This is a genomic window from Promicromonospora sukumoe 327MFSha3.1 (assembly GCF_000385135.1).
Classification (GTDB): domain Bacteria; phylum Actinomycetota; class Actinomycetes; order Actinomycetales; family Cellulomonadaceae; genus Promicromonospora; species Promicromonospora sukumoe_B.
This window is the reverse complement of record NZ_ARQM01000011.1, coordinates 983,709-1,004,425: the sequence shown is the minus strand read 5'-3', so window position 1 is coordinate 1,004,425 and position 20,717 is coordinate 983,709. Positions and strand designations below refer to the sequence as shown.

General features: G+C 73.7%; 19 protein-coding genes. 10 read left to right on the top strand and 9 right to left on the bottom strand.

The window, feature by feature from the left end; all coding sequences use genetic code 11:
- Positions 1-36 precede the first annotated feature (36 nt).
- Both H291_RS0118215 and H291_RS30710 read left to right on the top strand, forming a co-directional pair.
- On the top strand, positions 37-1,419 hold the full coding sequence (locus H291_RS0118215; protein WP_020016446.1) for an ABC transporter substrate-binding protein: 1,383 nt from the start codon (positions 37-39) through the stop codon (positions 1,417-1,419).
- Positions 1,420-1,518: 99 nt separating this feature from the next.
- On the top strand, positions 1,519-2,928 hold the full coding sequence (locus tag H291_RS30710; RefSeq protein WP_198012523.1) for a glycosyltransferase family 4 protein: 1,410 nt from the start codon (positions 1,519-1,521) through the stop codon (positions 2,926-2,928).
- Here H291_RS30710 and H291_RS0118205 read toward each other — a convergent pair.
- Both H291_RS0118205 and H291_RS0118200 read right to left on the bottom strand, forming a co-directional pair.
- Positions 2,894-3,313, bottom strand: a complete 420-nt coding sequence (locus tag H291_RS0118205) for a molybdenum cofactor biosynthesis protein MoaE (RefSeq protein ID WP_020016444.1) — start codon at positions 3,311-3,313, stop codon at positions 2,894-2,896. The genes H291_RS30710 and H291_RS0118205 overlap by 35 nt on opposite strands.
- Positions 3,314-3,344: 31 nt before the next feature.
- Entirely contained in the window at positions 3,345-4,601 is a 1,257-nt protein-coding gene (locus H291_RS0118200; protein ID WP_020016443.1) for a molybdopterin molybdotransferase MoeA, read from the bottom strand.
- Between the two features lie 78 nt (positions 4,602-4,679).
- On the opposite strand from H291_RS0118200, the gene H291_RS0118195 reads away from it, so the two are divergent.
- On the top strand, positions 4,680-5,318 hold the full coding sequence (locus H291_RS0118195; RefSeq protein WP_020016442.1) for a hypothetical protein: 639 nt from the start codon (positions 4,680-4,682) through the stop codon (positions 5,316-5,318).
- A gap of 12 nt (positions 5,319-5,330) precedes the next feature.
- On the opposite strand, the gene H291_RS30705 is transcribed toward H291_RS0118195, so the two are convergent.
- Positions 5,331-5,819, bottom strand: coding sequence for a dsRBD fold-containing protein (locus tag H291_RS30705; RefSeq protein ID WP_026365880.1), 489 nt, complete (start codon positions 5,817-5,819; stop codon positions 5,331-5,333).
- Between the two features lie 150 nt (positions 5,820-5,969).
- On the opposite strand from H291_RS30705, the gene H291_RS0118185 reads away from it, so the two are divergent.
- The 3 genes from H291_RS0118185 (at position 5,970) to H291_RS0118175 (ending at position 9,123) form a co-directional block, all read left to right on the top strand.
- Entirely contained in the window at positions 5,970-7,148 is a 1,179-nt protein-coding gene (locus tag H291_RS0118185; protein WP_020016440.1) for an XdhC family protein, read from the top strand.
- Positions 7,149-7,280: 132 nt separating this feature from the next.
- A complete protein-coding gene (locus tag H291_RS0118180) occupies positions 7,281-8,498 on the top strand; it encodes an FAD-dependent monooxygenase (RefSeq protein ID WP_020016439.1) in 1,218 nt (405 codons plus the stop codon).
- Between the two features lie 10 nt (positions 8,499-8,508).
- Positions 8,509-9,123, top strand: a complete 615-nt coding sequence (locus tag H291_RS0118175) for a TetR/AcrR family transcriptional regulator (protein WP_020016438.1) — start codon at positions 8,509-8,511, stop codon at positions 9,121-9,123.
- On the opposite strand, the gene H291_RS0118170 is transcribed toward H291_RS0118175, so the two are convergent.
- Positions 9,098-9,451 (bottom strand): VOC family protein, encoded by a 354-nt coding sequence (locus H291_RS0118170; RefSeq protein ID WP_020016437.1) that lies wholly within the window; start codon positions 9,449-9,451, stop codon positions 9,098-9,100. The two genes, H291_RS0118175 and H291_RS0118170, sit on opposite strands and share 26 nt — an antisense overlap.
- A gap of 95 nt (positions 9,452-9,546) precedes the next feature.
- Here H291_RS0118170 and H291_RS0118165 point away from each other — a divergent pair, with 95 nt between their 5' ends.
- Together H291_RS0118165 and H291_RS0118160 are read left to right on the top strand one after the other, a co-directional pair.
- Positions 9,547-10,548 carry a S66 family peptidase gene (locus H291_RS0118165; protein WP_020016436.1) on the top strand — a complete coding sequence of 334 codons (1,002 nt, stop codon included), beginning with the start codon at positions 9,547-9,549 and terminating at the stop codon, positions 10,546-10,548.
- 99 nt (positions 10,549-10,647) lie between these two features.
- Positions 10,648-11,064, top strand: coding sequence for an Hsp20/alpha crystallin family protein (locus H291_RS0118160; RefSeq protein WP_020016435.1), 417 nt, complete (start codon positions 10,648-10,650; stop codon positions 11,062-11,064).
- 191 nt (positions 11,065-11,255) lie between these two features.
- On the opposite strand, the gene H291_RS0118155 is transcribed toward H291_RS0118160, so the two are convergent.
- The 5 genes from H291_RS0118155 to H291_RS0118135 are packed head-to-tail and all read right to left on the bottom strand — an operon-like array spanning position 11,256 to position 17,658.
- Positions 11,256-12,152 (bottom strand): ROK family protein, encoded by an 897-nt coding sequence (locus tag H291_RS0118155; RefSeq protein ID WP_020016434.1) that lies wholly within the window; start codon positions 12,150-12,152, stop codon positions 11,256-11,258.
- Positions 12,149-13,978: a dipeptide ABC transporter ATP-binding protein gene (locus H291_RS0118150; RefSeq protein WP_020016433.1), complete on the bottom strand. Its 1,830-nt coding sequence runs from the start codon at positions 13,976-13,978 to the stop codon at positions 12,149-12,151. Before H291_RS0118150 ends, H291_RS0118155 begins: the two co-directional genes overlap by 4 nt.
- Positions 13,975-14,811 carry an ABC transporter permease gene (locus tag H291_RS0118145; protein WP_020016432.1) on the bottom strand — a complete coding sequence of 279 codons (837 nt, stop codon included), beginning with the start codon at positions 14,809-14,811 and terminating at the stop codon, positions 13,975-13,977. Before H291_RS0118145 ends, H291_RS0118150 begins: the two co-directional genes overlap by 4 nt.
- Positions 14,808-15,845 (bottom strand): ABC transporter permease, encoded by a 1,038-nt coding sequence (locus tag H291_RS0118140; protein WP_020016431.1) that lies wholly within the window; start codon positions 15,843-15,845, stop codon positions 14,808-14,810. Before H291_RS0118140 ends, H291_RS0118145 begins: the two co-directional genes overlap by 4 nt.
- Before the next feature lies 1 nt (position 15,846).
- Entirely contained in the window at positions 15,847-17,658 is a 1,812-nt protein-coding gene (locus H291_RS0118135; RefSeq protein WP_020016430.1) for a peptide ABC transporter substrate-binding protein, read from the bottom strand.
- A 264-nt stretch (positions 17,659-17,922) separates the two neighbouring features.
- Here H291_RS0118135 and H291_RS0118130 point away from each other — a divergent pair, with 264 nt between their 5' ends.
- Positions 17,923-19,131 carry an ROK family transcriptional regulator gene (locus H291_RS0118130; RefSeq protein ID WP_232216094.1) on the top strand — a complete coding sequence of 403 codons (1,209 nt, stop codon included), beginning with the start codon at positions 17,923-17,925 and terminating at the stop codon, positions 19,129-19,131.
- Positions 19,128-20,630, top strand: a complete 1,503-nt coding sequence (locus H291_RS0118125; protein WP_020016428.1) for a M81 family metallopeptidase — start codon at positions 19,128-19,130, stop codon at positions 20,628-20,630. Before H291_RS0118130 ends, H291_RS0118125 begins: the two co-directional genes overlap by 4 nt.
- The last annotated feature ends 87 nt before the right edge of the window (positions 20,631-20,717 follow it).

Below are 20,717 nucleotides of genomic sequence, written 5' to 3'. Positions count from 1 at the left end.
CTCAGAACTCCCCAGAGAACCAACCAAGGAGCACCCGTGTCCCACCGCCCCGCCCGCCGTGCCACCGCGCGGCCGCGCACCGTCGTCGTGACCGCGCTCGCCGCGCTGACCGCCCTGACCGCAGCCGGGTGCGCCGGCCCGAGCGTCGGCGCCGCAGGCGGCTCCGACGAGCCGTCCGCCGAGGCCGTCGACTGGTCGCAGGTCGAGCCCGCGAAGGAGATCACCTGGTGGAGCAACCACCCGGGTGCGTCGCAGGAGGTCGAGCAGCAGTTCATCGACGAGTTCAAGGACGAGACCGGCATCAGCGTGAAGCTGGTGACCGCGGGCGCCGACTACGACGAGGTCGCGCAGCGCTTCCAGGCCGCCTCGCAGACGGACGAGCTGCCCGACCTGGTCATCGCCTCGGACGTGTGGTGGTTCCGCTACCACCTGAACGACCAGATCATGCCGGTCGACGACGTCATGGAGTTCCTCGACGCCGACGCCGCCGACTTCCAGCCCGCGCTGTACTCCGACTACGAGTACGACCACCAGCACTGGGCCGTGCCGTACGCGCGCTCGACGCCGCTGTTCTACTACAACAAGGACCTGTGGGACGCCGCCGGACTGCCCGACCGCGGCCCGGAGACCTGGGCCGAGCTCGAGGAGTGGGACGCCTCCCTGAAGGACGAGGTGCCCGAGAAGGGCTCGACGTTCGGCCTGTCGACCGGCCCGTCGTGGGGCGCCTGGTGGTTCGAGAACATGATCTGGGGCCAGGGCGGCGCGTACTCGGACGGCTTCGACCTCACGCTCGACACGCCTGAGGCGATCGCGGGCGGCCAGTTCGTGCACGACCTGTTCCACAAGTCCGGCGTGGCCACCCTGTCGGCCGACGACGCGATGGCCGACTTCTCCTCGGGCCTGATCGCCTCCACGATCGGCTCGACCGGCTCGCTGAAGGGCGCGCTCGACGCCGCGAAGTTCGAGGTCGGCACGGCCTACCTGCCGGACGGCCCGCAGGGCGGCGGCACCCCGACCGGCGGCACCGGCCTGGCGATCCCGTCGTCCAAGACGACGGAGGAGCAGCTCGCGGCCGCGATGTTCCTGGAGTTCCTCACCGACACCGAGAACACCGCCACCTTCTCGCAGTCCACCGGCTACATGCCCGTGCGCACCTCCGCCGTGGAGAGCGACACCATGAAGGCCACCTACGAGGAGACGCCGCAGTTCCGCACCGCGGTGGACCAGCTCGCCGACAAGGCCCGCGTGCAGGACGACGTCCGCGTCTTCGTTCCCGGCGCCGACGCGCTGCTGAACGACGCCCTGGAGCAGATCGTCATCGAGGGCGCCGACCCGGCCACGGCGTTCGAGGGGATCACGCCCCGCATCGAGACGGCGTACACCGAGAACGTCGAGCCCTACCTGGACCCCCAGGACTGAGGCCCCCTCGGCCGACGTGACCGGCAGGCCGAGGTCCACCCCGACGCCCGCGAGGCACGGGTGGATCTCGGCCCTGCCGGAACGTGGTTGAATCACGCCGTGCATACAGCGACCGATCGGCCGCACCGCATCATGATCGTCACCGACGCCTGGGAACCTCAGGTGAACGGTGTCGCCACGGCGCTCTCGCGCACCGTGGCCGAGCTGCGCCGGATGGGCTGCGCGGTGGAGGTGGTCACGCCCTGGGACGGTTACCGCACCATCCCCCTGATCACCTACTCCGAGATCCGCGTGCCGATCATGGCCCGCGACGACGTCGAACGCCGGTTCCTGGAGTTCGCGCCCGACGCCGTGCACATCGCCACCGAGGGTCCGCTCGGCTGGTACGCGCGCGCCGTCTGCGACCACTTCGGGTTCCCGTTCACGTCCAGCTACCACACGCAGTTCCCCGAGTACGTGAGCGCGCGGTGGTCCTGGATCCCGCTGTGGGCCGGCTACCGCTACGTGCGCAAGTTCCACGACAAGTCCGGCGCGGTGCTGGTGGCGACGCCGACCATGCGCGAGCAGCTCACCCAGTGGCGCATCCGGAACGTGACGCCGTGGAGCCTCGGCGTGGACACCGAGCAGTTCCACCCCCGCCGTCGGGCCACCGCCGGCGGGGCCGGTTCCACGGGGAACGGCGTCTACCGGGACCTGCCCGGGCCCGTCTTCCTGTACGTGGGCCGGCTCGCGGTGGAGAAGAACGTCGAGGCGTTCCTCGACCTGGACCTGCCCGGCTCGAAGGTCGTGGTGGGCGACGGCCCGGCGCGCGCCGACCTGGAGGCCGCCTACCCTGCCGCGCACTTCCTGGGCCGCCGCTCGGGCGACGACCTGGCCCAGCACTTCGCCGACGCCGACGTGCTCGTCTTCCCGAGCCGCACCGACACGTTCGGGCTGGTCATCCTGGAGGCGATGGCCTCGGGTACGCCGGTGGCCGGGTTCGACGCGCCGGGTCCGCGCGACCTGATCCCCGGCTCCGGCGCGGGCGCCGTCGACGACGACCTGCGGGCGGCCTGTCTCGCCGCGCTGGACTGCTCCCGCGAGGAGACGCGCCGGTACGCCGAGCTGTTCTCGTGGCGCGCGTGCGCCGAGGCGTTCTACGACCGGCTCGACGTGCCGCCCCCGCCGGTGCGGGAGCGCATCTGGGTGCGCGGCATCCAGCGGCTGCCGAGCCTGGGGCTGTCCGGGCTGAGCATGCCGAACCTGTCGATGCCCCACCTGACGCTGCCGTCGCTGCCCAGCCTGCCGTCGCTCCCGAGCCTGCCGTCGCTGCCGTCCCTGCCGAGCCTGTCGCGGAGCGGACTGTCGCGGACCGGCTTGTCCCGGCCGAGCCTCACGCTGCCGGGCCGCACGCTGCCGGGCCGTGTCGCCCGGCTGCCCGAGCTGCTCATCCCCCGCCGGGTGGGCCGCGCGGTCACCCGCGTACGGCGGATCGTCACAGACCGACCCACTCGGACTCGCCGTCCGTGAACTGCTGCTTCTTCCAGATCGGCACCTCGGCCTTGATGCGCTCCACCAGCAGCGAGCACGCCTCGAAGGCCTCCTTGCGGTGCCCGGCCGACGCGGCGGCGACGAGCGCGACGTCCCCGACCTCGAGGTGCCCGTAGCGGTGCGTCGCCGCGACGCGAAAGCCCGTCTCGGCGCTCACCGCCTGGCACACTTTTTGTAGCACGGCGGTGGCGTCAGGGTGCGCCTCGTAGTCGAGGCTCGTGACGGCGCGACCGCCGTCGTCGTCCCGGACCACGCCGCGGAAGGTGACCACGGCGCCGCACTCCGGCGCGGCCACCGCCGCCTCGACGGCCCGCCCGACGGCGTCGTCGAGCACCTCCTGCGTCACGCGCACGACCTGGTCCATGCTCACCGATCCCTCTCGCCCGGGTGCGGCGTCACAGCGGCCACACGACCACCTCGGCACCCGGTTCGAGCGTAGTCGCGGCGGCGGGCACGTCGATCAGCACGTCCGCGGCGGCCATGGACGCCACGAGGTGCGAGCCGGGCCCGCCGACGACGGCGACGTGCGGCGGCGTACCGGCCGAGGCGCCCGGCCCGGCCGACCGCACCCACCGCCCCCGCAGGAGCTGCCGCCGGCCGATCGGCGAGACCACCGCGTCGTCGAGCACCGCGCGCACCCGGTTCACCGGTGGCAGGCCCGCGGCCGCCCGCAGGATCTCCCGGAGGAAGACGACGAACGAGACCTGCGCGCTGACCGGGTTGCCGGGGAAGGCGAGCAGCGGCGTACCGCCCACCCGGCCGAACCCCTGCGGCCCGCCGGGCTGCATGGCCACGGAGCGGAAGATGACCTCCGGCAGGGCGTCCTTGACCACCTCGTACGCGCCCTGGCTCACACCGCCGGTGGTGAGCACCAGGTCGTGGTCCGCAGCCGCGCGCTCCAGCCCGGCGCGTACCGCCTCCGGGTCGTCGGGCAGGGCCAGGCGCAGGCCCACGTGCCCACCGGCCGCCCGGACCGCGGCCGCGAGCGCCGGGCCGTTGGCGTCGAAGATCTGTCCCGGGCCGGGTGCGCGGTCCGGTCCGACGAGCTCGCTGCCCGTGGAGACGACCGCCACGGAGACCGGGGCGACGAGCGCGAGGCGGGCGACGCCGCACGCAGCGGCGGCCGCCACGTGATGGGGTGCGAGCACCGTGCCGACGGGGAGCACGACGGTGCCGGCGGCGACGTCGGACCCGGGCTCCCGGACGAACTCGCCGGCCGCCCGGGCGCGGGCCACGACCACCGTGGTCGCCAGGGCCGCGGCGGCGCCGTTGAAGGTCACGTGATCGGTGTCCTCGACGGGCACCACGGCGTCCGCGCCGACGGGGACGGGGGCGCCGGTCATGATCCGCACCGCGGTGCCCGGCGCGAGCGGGGCGGGCTCGCCCGGGGCAGCGGCGACGTCGCCCACCACGGGCAGCGTGACCGGCGCGTCGGGGGTGGCCAGGGCGACGTCGGCGGCGCGGACCGCGAAGCCGTCCATCTGCGAGTTGCGGAACCGCGGCAGCGGTTCGGGGGCCACGACGTCGCGCGCCAGCACGCGGCCGAGCACCTCGCCGTCGAGGGGGACCTCCTCGACGGGCCGCTCGACGAACGTCGCGAGCAGCTCCCCGACGTCGGCCCGGTGCTGTTCCACGTCCACGCGCTCGCTCATGTCCGCAACCTACCCGCAGCGCCGTCCGGCGGGCGGTCTGCCCTGGCGAGCGGGCCGGGCCGCGCGAAAGAATCGAGCATGCACATCCAGGCGCTGAGCAACAACGGGACCACGCCCGACGGCGCCCTCGTGCGCCGGGAGTCCGAGACCGACGACGGCCTGCTGGTGCTCGACTCGGTGCTCGCGATGCGCCCGCAGCCCGACGTGGTGCTGCGGGCCCGGCAGCGCGTGGAGTACGACGGCGACGTGCGGGCCTGGGTGCGCTGGTCGCACCAGCGCGAGCCGGGCGGCGTGGACGTCTCGTTCGAGCGCGCGGACCTGCCGCCGGGCGTGGGCGACGGCGTCCCGTCGTTCGCCCGGTACCTGCTGGTGCTGGAGCTCGCGAGCGTGGGGTCCTGGGTCGAGTACACGCAGCTCGACGACACCGATCCCGCGCGCACGCAGCACGCCCTGCTGGTGCGCACCGACACGCAGCCGCTGGTGCTGCCGGACGGCGTCTCGGTCTCCGCGATGCGCATCGACCAGCTCCTGGACGGCAGCCCCGCGAACGCGTTCTGGTGCGACGAGCACGGCGTGCTGCAGGCCGACTACATCGAGACGTTCCCCGACGGAACCCGGATCACGGGCATCTCGTGGCGCACCACCTGGGCGGGCGTCGAGCCGTGGCTCGACCCCGAGGTGCGTGCGGCGCTGGACTCGTCGGGGATCCTGGCCTGAGGGTCGTCCGGGTCACCGGTGCAGGTGCGCCTTGTGCCCGACCGCGGCGGAGACGTCGGCCTCGGCCACGGCGAGCAGCCGGTCGGCGAGACGCCGCAGGGCCCGGCCGGCGGCGATCTCGTCGCCGATCAGCGGGACCTCGTCGTCGTCGGGCGACTTCCTGGCGTGCCCGACGCCGCGCAGGGCGTCCGGCGGACCGTTCATCACCGTGGCCTCCGCCGTCGTGCTGCCCGCCGCCTCGACGACGGTGATCCGCACGTCCCAGGTCAGCGCGCGGCCGCGGCGGGCCTCGGCCCATGCGCGGGACGTCGCCTCGACCTGCGCGTCGACGTACGTGTCGCCGCCGGGGTAGACGAGCGTCTCCTCGCCCGTGTCGGACCAGCGCACCCGGTACGGCGGCGACCCGTCGCCGTGGGGACACTCGGTCACCACGCCGTCCCGCACAGCGCCGCCGACCACACCTGAAGCCGTGACGATCCGGTCGCCCACTGCTGCTTTCATGGGGTCCTCCTCGCGTCGTTGCGGTCCCTTCCATGATGGCCCCGAACGCGCCGGCATGTCGGACCAGACCCGTCACCTGCCCGACCTCTGCGCGTGACAGAGGCGTGAGACCGTGAGAAGCACGGAGGTCGGTGCGGGAAAGGAGCCGGGGTGCGGGACCTGCTGCCGCAGCTGCTCGACTGGTGGCGCGCCGACGAGCGCGCGGCCGTCGCCACGGTGGTGCGCACGTTCCGGTCCGCGCCGCGCGAGCCGGGTGCGGCGCTGGCCGTGGGACCGGGCGGCGAGGTCATCGGCTCGGTGTCCGGAGGGTGCGTCGAGGGCGCTGTGTACGACCTCTGCCTCGAAGTCGCCGAGACCGGCCGCCCCGTGCTCGTCAGCTACGGCGTCACCGACGACGACGCCTTCGACGTGGGCCTGACCTGCGGCGGGACCATCGAGGTGTTCGTCGCGCCCGTCTCGCGGGCGGCATGGCCGGGCTTCGGCGAGTTCGCCGGGCGGGTCCTCGCCCCGCTCCGGCCCGACGGCGGCCCGGCGGGGCCGGGCGTCTGCCTCGCGACGGTCGTGGCGGGGGCCGGTGGTGCCGGGGCCGGTCGCGCGGGAGCCGACGTGGGCCGGCGGCTGGTGGTCACCGGTTCGGACCGTGTCCCCTCGGCCGGGCCGGGACTCGGCGACGCCGATCTCGACGCCGCCGTCGCCGCGGCCGCCGTCGGGCAGCTCGCCGCCGGCAGCTCCGCGGTGCGCGAGTACGGCCCGCACGGCGAGCGCACCGGCACGGGGACGCGGATCTTCCTGCAGGTCTTCGCCCCGCCCCCGCGCCTGCTGGTGTTCGGGGCGATCGACTTCGCGGCCGCGCTGGCGCGGGCCGGCCGGCTACTGGGCTACCGGGTCACGGTCTGCGACGCCCGCCTAGTGTTCGCCACGCCGGCCCGCTTCCCCGAGGCCGACGAGGTGGTGGTGGAGTGGCCGCACCGGTACCTCGCCGCCGAGATCGAGGCGGGCCGCGTCTCCGCGCGCGACGCCGTGTGCGTGCTGACCCACGACCCCAAGTTCGACGTACCCCTGCTGCACACCGCACTGACCGACCTCCCGGCCGGCACCTACGTGGGCGCCATGGGTTCCCGCCGGGCCCACGCCGAGCGGACGGCCCGGCTGGTCGAGGACGGTGTCCCGGCCGCGGCGCTCGCCCGGCTGCACAGCCCGATCGGCCTGGACCTCGGCGCCCGCACGCCCGACGAGACCGCCGTCTCGATCGCCGCCGAGATCATCGCGGCCCGGTCGGGTGCCTCGACCCGGCCGCTGCGCGAGACGCACGGCCCGATCCACGGCTGAGCCCACCCGGGACCACGCCGGCCGACGGAACCAGCACGGTGTCCCGGGTCACAGTCATGCCCCTTCCATAGTTACGACGAGTTGTCGTAACTTTTTCTTGCGACAGAGTGTCGCAACTTGGGAGGAGCCCCGATGACTCAGCAGGACAGGCGCGCGCTCGTGGTAGGTCTCGGCATCGCCGGCATCGCGACCGCGATCGGGCTGCGCGACGCGGGCTGGGAACCGGTCGTGGTCGAGCGCTCTCCGGAGCGGCGCACGGGCGGGTACTTCGTCGGGATCTTCCCGGACGGCAAGAAGGCCCTGGCGGACCTGGGCGCGGCCGCCAACCTGCACGTGCGCAACCCCGTCGACGGCAAGGACTGGGCCGTGGGTCGCTCCGGCCGTGCCCGGCCGGGCTCGGGGTTCCTGGACCGGCCGGGCGGCCCGTACGCGGTGGTGCGCGGTGACATCGAGGAGGCGCTGTGGCGCACCCTCGAGGAACGGGGCGGGGCGGAGGTCCGGTTCGGCACCCGCCCGGTCGCGGTCGAGCAGACTCCGTACACCGCCCGGGTCCGCCTGCTGCAGGAGGCCACCGGGGCCGAGACGGTGGAGGAGTTCGGCCTGGTGGTGGGCGCGGACGGCGTCCGCTCGAGCGTGCGCAAGCTGGCGTTCGGACCCGATCGCGACTACCTGGACCAGTGGGACGCCATCATCTGCGCCTTCGAGCTGGCCGAGCAGGTGCCCGGGCTCGGGCGCGAGGACGGCAGCATCGACGCGCGCTCCCGGCGGGCGGCCTGGGTCTTCGGGTTCGCCGACCGCACTCCCACCGCGCTGCTGACCTACCGCACCACCGACGTGGACGGCCAGTTCACCCGTCCCCCGGTCGAGACCCTGCGCGACGTCTATGCCGGCATGGACCATCCGTCGGTGGCGCACGCCCTGGACCAGCTGGAGCAGGCGCCGCACTTCCTGTTCGACTCGGTCAACCAGGTCAAGATGCCCACCTGGCACTCAGGCCGCGTCGTCCTGGTCGGGGACGCCGCGTGGTGCATGAACCTCTACTCCGGCATGGGTTCGAGCATGGCCATGCGCGGCGGTGCCGACCTGGGCGCGGCGCTGCGCGAGCACCCCGAGGACCTGGGGGCCGCACTGGCCGCCTGGGAGGCGGGCCTGCGCCCCGCGATCACCGGTCACCAGCGCCGGGCCCGGCTCATGCAGCAGCTCTTCGTCCCGTCGGGTCCCGTGGCCGAGCGGGTGCGCGCCGCCGTGCTCGCCGTCCTCGGAGCGGTCGGGAAGATGGCGAGCCGCACACGCCCGACCGCACCGGCCGACGACGGGAACGTCCCGCCCTCCGCGCTCACGAGCAGGTGATACTGGGCGCATGCCACGGATCAAGGGCGCCACGTTCCAGGCCCATCACGAACAGGTCTGGACCGACCTGACCGCGGCGATGGGAGCCCTGCTCGCCGAACGTGGCTACGACGGCTTCAACCTCGGGCACGTGGCCGCCCGGGCGGGGATCGCCCGCAACACGATCTACAACTACGCCAAGGACAAGACGGCACTGGCCGCCAAGGTCGCCCAGCACGCCAGCCGCGACACCCTGGCCCGGATCGACGAGATCGCCGCGGGACCAGAACCGGCCCCGCGGCGCCTGGCGCAGATCGTCGACACGCTCATGCGCTCCTTCGACACCCCGGCGGTGCGCCTGATGCTGCACTCACCCGCCACGGCGGTACCGCAGGACGTGCTGGAACATCCCGAAGGGCCCTTCGCCCAGGTCGCCGCCGCCGTCGAGCGGGTGCTGGGTGAGGGCGTCACGGAGGGCACCTTCCGCCCGGTCGGCGACGTCGTGCTGACCACGCACCTGCTCAGCGGCGTGGTGCGGGCGGGCGCCGAGCGCACGGCCGCCGGAGCGGACATCGAGCAGGTGCTGCCCGCCGTGACGGACCTGCTGCTGGCGGCCCTCCTCAGTCCGCGTGCTGCACCACGTTGACCACCGTGCCGTCCGGCGCCCGCACCAGGAACCGGCGCACGCCCCACGACTCCGTCGTCAGCTCGTGCACGATCTCGTACCCGCGCTGCCGCGCCTCGGCGTACGCGCCCTCGACGTCGGGCGTGTGGACCGAGACGGCGGCGTCCGCGGCCGCTGTCGCGTCGCGCGTCACGAGCTGGACCACCGCGCCGGTGTCCGGGGACGTGTAGCGGGCCACCCAGCCCAGGTTGAACTCCTCGGTGCTCAGCCCGAGGTAGTCGGCGTAGAAGCCCTTGGCGGCGTCGACGTCGGCCACCCGCAGGTTGGCCATGATCCGGGTGGCGCGCATCGTTCCTCCTGGTCGTGCACTGGTCGGGAACAGGTCGGATGCTGGTCGGGAAAATCCGGGCGCCGTCACCCGCGACGCCGTCCTAGGCTGCGGGCATGTCAGCGCACGTCGAGACCATCGTCCCGCCCAAGCTCCGCCCCGGCGACACCGTCCGGGTGATCGCGCCCGCCCGCTCGCGCGCCATGATCATGGAGCACGACAACACCCGCTGGATCAACGAGCGGTTCGCGGCGATGGGACTCACCCTCACGTTCGGCGAGCACGTCGACGAGGACGACCAGTTCCGCAGCGGCTCGGTCGAGCACCGCGTCGCCGACCTGCACGCCGCGTTCGCCGACCCGTCCGTCGCGGGGATCATCACCGTGATCGGCGGGTTCAACAGCAACGAGCTGCTGCCCTACCTGGACTTCGACCTGATCGCGGCCCACCCCAAGGTGTTCTGCGGCTACTCGGACATCACCGCGCTGCAGAATGCGATCCTCGCCCGCACCGGCCTGGTCACGTACTCCGGCCCGCACTGGTCGAGCTGGGGCATGCGCGACCACTTCGAGCCCACCGGCGACTGGTTCCGCGCCGCCGTGACCGACGACGCCCCGATCGCCGTCGAGCCGTCGCAGGCCTGGACCGACGACATGTGGTTCGCCGACCAGGACGACCGCACACCCGTGCCGAACAAGGGCTGGTGGCGGCTGCGGCCGGGGCGCGCGTCGGGCCGGATCGTCGGCGGCAACCTCTGCACGCTCAACCTGCTCCAGGGCACCGCGAACATGCCGTCGCTCGACGGTGCGCTCCTCTTCATCGAGGACGACTTCGAGTCGAACACGGTCGCCTTCGCCCGCAACCTCACCTCCCTGCTCCAGCAGCCCGACGCCGGGGGCGTGACCGGGCTGGTGCTCGGCCGCTTCCAGGCCGCCTCCGGCGTGACCCGCGAGGCGCTCGACGAGATCGTCGCGCGCCAGCCCGCCCTGGCCGGCAAGCCGGTCCTGGCCGGCGTCGACTTCGGGCACACGAGCCCGCTGCTCACCGTGCCGATCGGCGGCGCGGCGGACGTCGTCGTCGGCGAGCGCGAGGCGGCACTGACGATCACCCGCCACTGACCCTGGCGACAGGGGCCGCGTCCGCCGTCGGCGAACCCGGAAATTGAGTCGGGTCGACTCAGGTTGTACCGGTCATCACCCCATCCGGAGGAGAACATCATGACCACCGTTCTGACCCGTTCACCGTTCGCCCAGACCTGGCTCCGTGACCCGTGGAGCCAGACTGCCGCGACCGCAGGCCCCGTGCCCGCGGCCGACGTCTACCGTGAGGGCGAGGACCTCGTCGCCCGCCTCGACCTGCCGGGCGTGAACCCGGCCGACGACGTCACCGTCGAGGTCGAGGGTCGCAAGCTCGTCGTGCGCGGCGAGCGCAAGGACCAGCGTTCCGAGGAGTCCGAGGGCCGCCGCATCTCGGAGGTCCGCTTCGGCTCCTTCCGCCGCGTCGTCACCCTGCCGAAGGCCGTGGACGGCGACGCCGTGCGCGCGTCCTACGACTCGGGCGTCCTGACGGTCACCGTGCCGGGCGTCTTCGCCGGCACGACGCCGCAGCGCGTCGAGGTCACCACCGCCGCCTGATCCCCCAGGCAGCCCCTCCGACGGCGCCCGACCGCACACCGCGGCCGGGCGCCGTCGGCGTTCCTGAGGCAGGCAACCGACCGAACTCAATGACTTCGGTCCCCTGCGTCGAGACCGGTCCGACGAATGACCGGTCTCGGGGCAACGGACCGATGTCATGCGCACCCGTCATGCGCCCCAGGAAGCCGCAGTCACCGCGCCAGCGCCGCCGCGCCCACCACCGTCGCGTCGCCACCCAGCACGGCCCGGCGAACCTCGACGGGGTGCCCCGACACGGGCGGCTCGTCGACCAGCCGGGCCCGGATCGCGGGCTCCAGCAGGTCCCAGGCGTGCGCCAGCCCGCCGCCCACCACCACGTGCCCGACGTCGAGCAGCGCCGCCAGCACCAGCACCGCCGACCCGACCGCGCGCCCGGCGTCGGCCAGCACGCGCGCCGCGTCAGCGTCCCCCGCCCGCGCCCGGGCCTCGATCTCCGCCGCGCCGACGACGCCGCCGGCGACCACGGCCTCCCCGTACCGCCGCTCCACCGAGCGCCCCGACGCCAGCGTCTCCAGGTGCCCGCGCTGCCCGCAGGTGCACCGCGCGTCGCCGAACCCGGGCATGTGCCCGATCTCCCCGGCCGCGCCCGCACCGCGGTACAGCGCGCCGTCCAGCCAGAGCGCGCCCCCGACGCCGGTCCCGAGCGCGATCCCCGCCGCCGACCGCACGCCGCGGACGGCGCCCCAGGTCGCCTCGCCCACGAGGAACGCGTCGACGTCGTTCGCCACGGTGACCGGCAGGCCCGTCCGGGCCGCGAGCCCGCCCCGCAGGTCGGTGCCGACCCAGCCGACGAACGAGTCGCTCGCGGCGAGCACCTCCCCCGTCACCGGGTCCACGACCCCGGCCGCGCCGACGCCGACCGCCGCGACCCGCACCCGCGCCGTGGCGGTCGCCCGCTCCACGAGCTCGGCCGCGACGTCGAGCATCGCCGCACCGCCCGACGGCGTCGGCGCGGTCGCCGAGGCGAGCACGGCGCCGTCCGCCGTGACGACGGCGGCTCGGATCTTGGTGCCGCCGATGTCGACGCCCGCGGTGGGTCCGCCCGTCACAGCGCGGCTCCGGGGGCCGGGGCGGCGCCCGACGCGACCGCACCCGGCACCGGCGCGAGCGCCTGCCGGGCCGCGCGCCGCTCCCGTTGCGCGGCCGGGTCCGGCGTCGGCACGGAGGCCAGCAGCTCGGCCGTGTACAGCTCGCGCGGCGCGCGGAACACCTCTGCCGTCGGGCCGCTCTCCACGAGGCGCCCGGCGCGCAGCACGGCCACGCGGTCGGTCAGCTCGTGCACCACGCCCAGGTCGTGGCTGATGAACAGGCAGCCGAACCCGAGCTCCGCGTGCAGGTCGCGCAGCACCTGGAGCACCTCGGCCTGCACGGACACGTCCAGGGCGCTGGTCGGCTCGTCGGCCACCAACAGGCGGGGTCGTAGCGCGAGCGCCCGGGCCAGCCCGATCCGCTGGCGCTGCCCGCCGGAGAACTCGTGCGGGTAGCGCCGCTCGGCGCCCGCGGGCAGGCGCACCGCGTCGAGCAGCTCGCGCACCCGCGCCCGCTTCTCGGCCGCGGTCAGCCGCCGCCCGTCCCGGCCGTGGATCGCCAGCGGCTCCGCGATCGACTCGCCCACGAGCCGGCGTGGGTCCAGCGACCCGCCCGGGTCCTGGAACACGACGCCGACGTCGGCCAGCAGACGGCGCCGGGCCTTGCCTCGCGCCCGGGCGACGGAGGTGCCGAGCAGCAGCACCTCGCCCTCGGCCGGCGTGAGCAGGCCGAGGCAGGCGCGGCCCGCCGTCGACTTGCCCGAGCCGGACTCGCCGACCAGGCCCAGCATCTCGCCCGCGCGCACGGTCAGGTCGAGGCGCTCGACGGCGCGGACGTGGCGGCCCTGCACCCGGTAGTCGAGGCTGACGCCACGCAGGTCGAGCACGACCTCGCGGGGGTCGGCGTCGGTGTCCGAGCCGTCGCCGGTCGCCCCAACCCCGCCGGTCGAGCCAACCCCGCCGGTCGAGCCTGTCGAGACCCCCGACACCTCCGAACCAGGTCTCGACAAGCTCGACCCACGATCGCTCGACCCACGATCGCTCGCCGGCGGCACCGCCGGCACCGCGTCCAGCAGCGCCCGCGTGTACTCGTGCTCCGGCGCGAGCAGCACCTGCTCCACCGGCCCGTGCTCCACGATCCGGCCGCCGCTCATCACGGCCACCTCGTCGGCCAGGTCGGCGACGACGCCCATGTTGTGCGTGACCAGCAGCAGCGCCGTCCCCCGCTGCGCCACGAGCTCGCGCAGCAGGTCGAGGATCCCGGCCTGCACGGTCACGTCGAGCGCCGTCGTCGGCTCGTCGGCGACGATGAGCTGCGGCTCGCACGCCAGCGCGATCGCGATCACCACGCGCTGCCGTTGCCCGCCGGACAGCTCGTGCGGGTACTGCCCCGCGCGCCGCTCCGGCTCGGGGATGCCCACGGACCGCAGCAGCCCCACGGCCCGCTCCCGCGCGACCGCCCGCGGCACACGCTCGTGGTTGAGCACCGCCTCGGCGATCTGGTCGCCCAGCGTCATGGTCGGGTTGAGCGCCGTCATCGGCTCCTGGAACACCATGGACACCACGCGGCCGCGCAGGTCCACGAGCTGCTCCTCGGGTGTGCCGACGACGTCGCGCACCGCCTCGCCGTCGGCCAGCTCGACCGAGCCCGTGACGCGTGCCGTCGAGGGCAGCAGCCCGAGCACGGACAGCGACGTGACGCTCTTGCCCGAGCCGGACTCGCCCACCAGCGCGACCACCCGGCCGCGTCGCACCTCGAGGTCGACGCCACGCACCGCGGGCACCTCGCCGGAGCCGGTGGTGAAGGTGACGTCCAGGTCCCGGATGCGCAGTACGACGTCGCTCATGCCGTCCTCCCCTTCACGTCGACGACGTCCCGCAGCCCGTCGCCCACGAAGTTCAGGGCGCAGACCACGACCACGATCGCCAGGCCGGGCGGCAGGATGAGCCACCAGGCGCCCTGGTAGATGTAGTTGATGCCGTCGTTCAGCATCGCGCCCCAGTCGGTCGTGGGTGGCTGCACGCCCATCCCGAGGAAGCTGATGTAGGCGACCAGCAGGATGGCGTCGGCCACCTGGAAGGTCGCGTTGACCACCACGGTGCCCACGGTGTTGGGGATGACGTGCGTCAGCACGGTGCGCCCGTGCGAGGCGCCCATCGCGCGGGCCGCCACCACGTAGTCGCGGGTGCGGACCGACAGGGCCTCCGCCCGGATCAGCCGGGCCGGGACCAGCCAGGACACCAGGCCGAGCACGACGATCATCATGCCGACCGTGGGCCGCACGATCGTGGAGAGCACCAGCAGCAGGAAGATCGCGGGGATCGCGATGCCGGCGTCGACCACGCGCATCATGACGACGTCGACGGCGCCGCCCACGTACCCGGCGACCGCGCCCCAGAGGGTGCCGACCACGGTGGCGAGCGCCCCTGCCAGGACTCCGACCAGCAGCGAGACCTGGCCGGCGACCATCAGCCGGCCCAGGTTGTCGTAGCCGAGCGCGTCCGTGCCCAGGGGGTGCCCGTCGACGCCGGGCGGCAGGTTGGCCGCGCCGAGGTCGGTCGCCACCTGCTCCGTGGGGTACACGAGCGGCCCGATCAGCACGAACAGCACCAGCACGGCGAGCGCCACGGCGCCCACGACGGCCAGCCGGTTCCTCGTGAAACGACGCAGCCCCGTCATCGCAGGCCTCCTCGGGTGCGGGGGTCCAGGACGGCCTGGACGACGTCGGCCAGCAGGGAGCCCACGACGGTGGCGACCGAGATGACGAGCACGCAGCCGAGCAGCACCGGGAAGTCGCTGCTCTGCGCGGCGCTCCAGAACAGCAGCCCCATGCCGGGGTAGTTGAAGAGCTGCTCGACCACCAGGGCGCCGCCGAACATGACGGGCAGGTAGTAGCCGAGCATCGCGACCACCGGGGTGAGCGAGTTGCGCAGCACGTGTCGCAGCACCACGCGGCGGCGGCCGGTGCCCTTGGCGCGGGCGGTGCGCACGTAGTCCTCGCCCAGGTTGTCGAGCGTGGCCGACCGCATGTACCGGCTGAACGTGGCCACGATCGGCACCGCGCCCGTGAGCACGGGCAGCACGAGCGCGTCCGGCTGGGCCAGCACCTCGGCGATCCCGGTGCCCTGCGGGGCCGCCGCCGGGAAGAGCCCGGCGGTCTGGCTGAGCAGCAGGATCAGCAGCATCCCGAGGAAGAACGTCGGCGTCGAGTAGGCGACGATCGCCAGCGTGGAGAGCCAGTAGTCGACGGCACGGTTGCGGCGCACGGCCTGGTAGACGCCGACGGGCACGGCGATCAGCACCGCGACCACGAGCGACAGCCCGGTCAGCAGCAGCGTCTTGGGCAGGCGCAGGGCGATCGCGTCGGAGACCGACTGGTTGAGCAGGTAGGACTCGCCGAGGTCGCCCGTCAGCGAGCGCCCCAGGAACGACAGGTACTGGAGCACGACGGGCTGGTCGAGGCCGTTGGCGGCCTCGAACGCGGCGATCTGCTCCTCGGTGGCCTGCTGGCCGAGGACGCCGCGGGCGGGTCCGCCCGGCAGCGCGTGCAGCAGCGCGAACACGATGACGCTGACCACGAGGATCACGACGAGCGCCTGGAGCACGCGCCGGATCAGGAAGCGGCCGAAGCCGCCGCGGGCTGCCCTGACGGGCGCGGGCGCGGCGGCTCCGGCTTCGACGGCCCCGCTCTGGGCGGGGATGGCTGTCGTCATGTCAGCCGGCCCAGCTCCAGCGCTGCGGGTGGAAGCTGGCGAGCGGGTCCTGCGTGGTGCCCTCCAGCCCGTCCTTGATCACGGAGACCTGGTAGACGGGGTTCGGCAGCCACATGACCGGCAGGTTCTCGGCGCCGTACTTCGAGTACTCCTGCATCACCGACGTGTCGGTGCTCTCGGTGGAGTCGTGCATCAGGGTGTCGAGCTCGTCGTCCGAGTAGGAGCCGAAGTTCGAGGCCGCGCCGGTGCCGAACACGCGCTCGCCGCTCGGGTAGCCGCCGAAGTACCAGCTCCCGGCGGTGCCGAAGAACGGGAGCTGCCAGTCGCAGTCCGCCTGGTCGGCGGTGCACGGCGCGATGGAGGACAGCACCGTGTTCAGCGGCGCGCTCTCGATGGTCACGCCCACGCCGGCCTGTTCGAACGTGGACTTGATCTCGGCGAACATGTTGTCGGTCTCGGCCGAGCCGCTCTGCGTCAGGATCGTGATCGCCAGCTTCTGGCCGTCCTCGACGTCCTTGCCGCACTCGTCGTCGCCGTCGCCCGGGCTGGTGCACTCCAGGACGCCGTCCGAACCGGCGGTCCAGCCGTGGTCCGCGAGCAGCGCGGCCGCGGCCTCCGGGTCGAACGGGTACGGGTTGGCCTTCTGCTCGTCGGAGAGGAAGTCGCTCTCGGGGTTCTGCGGCACCGGCCCGTAGCCGGGCAGCGCGGCGCCCTTCCAGATGACGTCGGAGATCTGCTCCTGGTCCACCAGGTGCTGGAGCGCCTGGCGCACGTAGAGCTGGCGGTAGACCGGGCCCAGCTCGGGGTGGTTGAAGTTGTACGGCAGGTAGGTGATGGACCAGCCCGCCCAGGGCTCGACGGCGTAGCCGAGCTGCTCGTACTGCTCCGGCGCGTCCAGGCCGGTGGTGGGGATGTACCCGTAGTCGACGGCGCCGGAGCGCACGGCGTTCACCTCGGCGTCGGTGGACGTGTACGGGAGCAGGTTGACGGTGTCGATCGAGGCGGCGTCGTCGCCGTCGTACTTCTCGTTCCGCGTCAGCTCGACCTGGCCGCTGTCGGTGAACCCGGTCAGCGAGTAGGGGCCGTTGATGGTCTGCCACAGCGGGTTGGACTCGTAGGTCGCGAGGTCCTCGCTCTGGCCGACGAGGTACTCGAAGATCGCCTTCGCGCCGTCCGCGGTCTCGGCGAGCGCCGGGTCGGGCTCGTCGTCGTCGGCGGCCTTGGCCCAGGCGTGGGCCGGCAGCGGCACGACGAGCGTGAGCTGCGAGGCCTGGAGCCACTCCGGGTTGTAGACCTTGTCGAAGGTGAGCTCGACGGTCTTCTCGTCGGGGGTGGCCACCTCGGTCACGTTGTCGGGCATGCGGCCCTCGGAGTAGCTGGCCCAGACGTCCGTGTTCGCCTTGACGAGGTCGAACCAGAACTTCACGTCCGCCGAGGTGACGGGCTCGCCGTCGCTCCAGGTGCGGTCGTCGAGGGTGATGGTGGCGACCAGGCCGTCGTCGGAGAAGGTGATCTCGTCGGCGAGATCGGCGCTCGCCACGCGCCCCACCTCGCCCTCGGAGCCGTCGTAGGCCACGAGCGGCTCCCAGAGGGTGCGCATGATCGCGGAGTTGTGGGTGGCGAGCTTGCCCGCGATGCCCAGCGGCACGATCCAGTTGGGGGTCGCGTTCGCGGGCAGGGCGTAGTTCACGTCGGTGCGTGCGGCTGCCTCGTCGCTGCCGGACGAAGACGTCGAGCATCCGGCGAGGAGGGCGACGGCGGCGGCAGCGCCGACGGCGAGCCGTACGGCCCGTCCGGCATGCGTGGTGCGCATCTGGGTCTCCTTGGTCTGCGGGGCCGGCGACGCCGGAGCCTGTGCGACTCGGGCACTTGTTTCGCCAGCCGAATAATGGAGCACCGTAGACGTACTAAGTTTCCCGGATCTATGCGAAATCCGTAACAAGGCTGTTAATTCGGGACCGCAAAAAGGCCGACCTGTCCGGACCGTGCCCGATGTGGTGCAGACTCTTGCCCGGAACTTGTTCCGTGTCCTGAAAGAAGTGCTGAAAGAAGTTCTGGAAGAACTTGGAGGAGGCCCGTGGCCCAGCCCGCGCGTCCCCGGGTGGCCGCCGCACGGCTCGAGCGGGAGATTCTCGTGCTCGTGTCGAGCGGCCGCGCCCGGTCCCGCAAGGAGATCGCCGAGTCGCTCGGCATCGCGCCGTCCACCGTCTCGCAACGGGTGCAGGCGATGCTCGCCGCCGGCGTCCTGGAGGAGACGGGCGAGGGTGAGTCGAGCGGCGGACGGCGGCCGCGCGCGCTCCGGGTGCCCGGCAGCACGGGCTACCTCGGCGTCGTCGACCTCGGGGGCGCCCACGCCCGGCTCGGCATCCTGCCGCACGGCGGCGAGCTGACCACCACCACCGAGGTGGCCCTCGCGATCGGCGACGGCCCCGGGCCGGTGCTGACGCAGGTCACGGCCGCGCTGCGGGAGATGGCCGCCGCGCAGCCCGACGGCGGCCGGCTGCTCGGCGTCGGCATCTGCCTGCCCGGCCCGGTCGACGTCGCCCGGCGCGCCCTCGACAGCCCGTCGCGCATGCCCGGGTGGTCGGGGTTCGACGTCGGCTCCTGGCTGGAGGACGCCCTGGGCGTGCCCGCCGTCGTCGAGAACGACGCGAACGCGATGGCCGTCGGCGAGCACTTCGGGCACGCCCGGCGCACGCGACACTCGGTCTCCGTCAAGGCGGGGACCGCGATCGGCGCCGGGATCCTCGTCGACGACCGGCTGTACCGCGGCGCGGGCGGCGCGGCGGGCGACATCACGCACACGCGCATCCCGGCCGGCGGCGACACCCCGTGCACCTGCGGCAACCGCGGCTGCCTGGAGACCGTCGCCTCGGGCGCGGCCCTGGTGCGGCTGCTGCGCGAGCAGGGCTACGCCGTGGAGGCGACCGCCGACGTCCTCGCCCTGGTGCGCGACGCCGAGCCCGTGGCGACCACCCTGACCCGGACCGCCGGCCGGAACCTGGGCGCGGCGCTGTGCACGGTGGTCAACTTCTTCAACCCCGGCGCCGTGTACCTGGGCGGCGCGCTGTCCACGCTGGAGCCGTTCGTCTCCGCGATCCGCAGCCAGATCTACGAGGGCGCCCACCCGCTGATGACCCGCGACCTCGTGATCGCGCCGTCCGGCCTGGGCCCGGACGCGAACCTCGTGGGCGTGGGCCGCCTGCTGGAGGACACGCTCGTGCCGCACGCCCTGGCCACCCCGGCCTCCCCTGCCCCCTCCACCGCGTCGGAAGGACCACGATGACCACCACCCGCCCGCGGGTCGCGATCGCCGGCATGTCGATCGAGTCCAGTACGTTCTCCCCGCACCGTTCCGGGTGGGAGGCCTTCACGCTCCGCCGCGGCGACGAGCTCGTGGCGCACTACCCGTTCCTGGCCGACGGCGCCCCGCTGCGCGACGCCGCCGACTGGACCGGCGTGCTGCACGCCCGGTCGCTGCCGGGCGGCGCCGTCCCGGCCGAGGTGTACGAGTCGGTGCGCGACGAGATCGTGGCGACCCTCCGCGCGCACCAGGAGGAGCACGGCCCGTACGACGGCCTGCTGCTCGACATCCACGGCGCCATGACCGTGGTGGGGCGGGACGACGCCGAGTCCGACCTCGCCGCGGCGGTGCGCGCCGTCGTCGGGCCCGGGACGCTGATCAGCACCACGATGGACCTGCACGGCAACGTGCCCCGGGAGCTCGCGCAGGCCAGCGACCTGATCACCTGCTACCGCATGGCCCCGCACGAGGACGCCTGGGAGACCCGCGAGCGGGCGGCCACGAACCTGCTCGCGCGGCTGGGGTCGGGCGGCGCCCCGAAGAAGGCGTGGCTGCAGGTCCCCGTGCTGCTGCCGGGCGAGAAGACCAGCACCCGCATCGAGCCGGCCGCCTCGATCTACGCCGACGTCGCGCGCGTGGCCGACCTGCCGGGCGTTCTCGACGCGGCGCTCTGGGTCGGGTACGCGTGGGCCGACGAGCCGAGCTGCCGCGCCGCCGTCGTGGTCACGGGCGACGACGAGGACGTGATCGTGCGCGAGGCCGAGCAGCTCGCCCGGCAGTACTGGGACGCGCGCGACGAGTTCGCGTTCGTCGCGCCGGCCGCGCCGTACGAGCAGTGCGTCGCGACGGCGCTGGCGAGCACGGCGCGGCCGTACTTCCTGTCCGACTCCGGCGACAACCCCACGGCGGGCGGCGCGGGCGATGTCACCTGGACGCTCGCGCGGCTCCTGGCGGAGCCCGCCTTCGCCCGTCCGGCCGAGGATGGCGGCAGCACCGCGATCTACGCCTCCCTGCCCGACGCCGCGGCGGCGCGCTCCGTGGCCGCCACGTTCGCGGCGCACGGCGCGGGTGCCCCGGTCGACGTCGAGGCCGGCGCCCGGGTCGACGACGGCCCGCACGGTCCCGTCCGGCTGACCGGCGTGGTCGAGCACGTGAGCGAGGGCGACCCCGATGCGGGGATCGCCGCCGTCGTCCGCGTGGGCGGGCTGCGCGTGATCCTCACGGAGCGGCGCAAGCCGTACCACCTGGAGCGCGACTTCACGGTGCTGGGCCTGGACCCGCGCGGCACCGACGTCGTCGTGGTGAAGATCGGCTACCTGGAGCCCGAGCTGTACGACATGGCGGCCGACTGGATGCTCATGCTCACCCCGGGTGGCGTCGACCAGGACCTGCTGCGGCTCGGCCACCACCGCCTGACGGCGCCGACCCACCCGTTCCACGCGTTCGACGCCGAGCCGGAGCTCCGCGCCGAGCTGCTCTGAGGCGCCGCTCGGCTGGTCGAACGACACGACCGCTGGTCGAGCTTGTCGAGACCTCACCAGGTCTCGACAAGCTCGACCAGCGGTGCC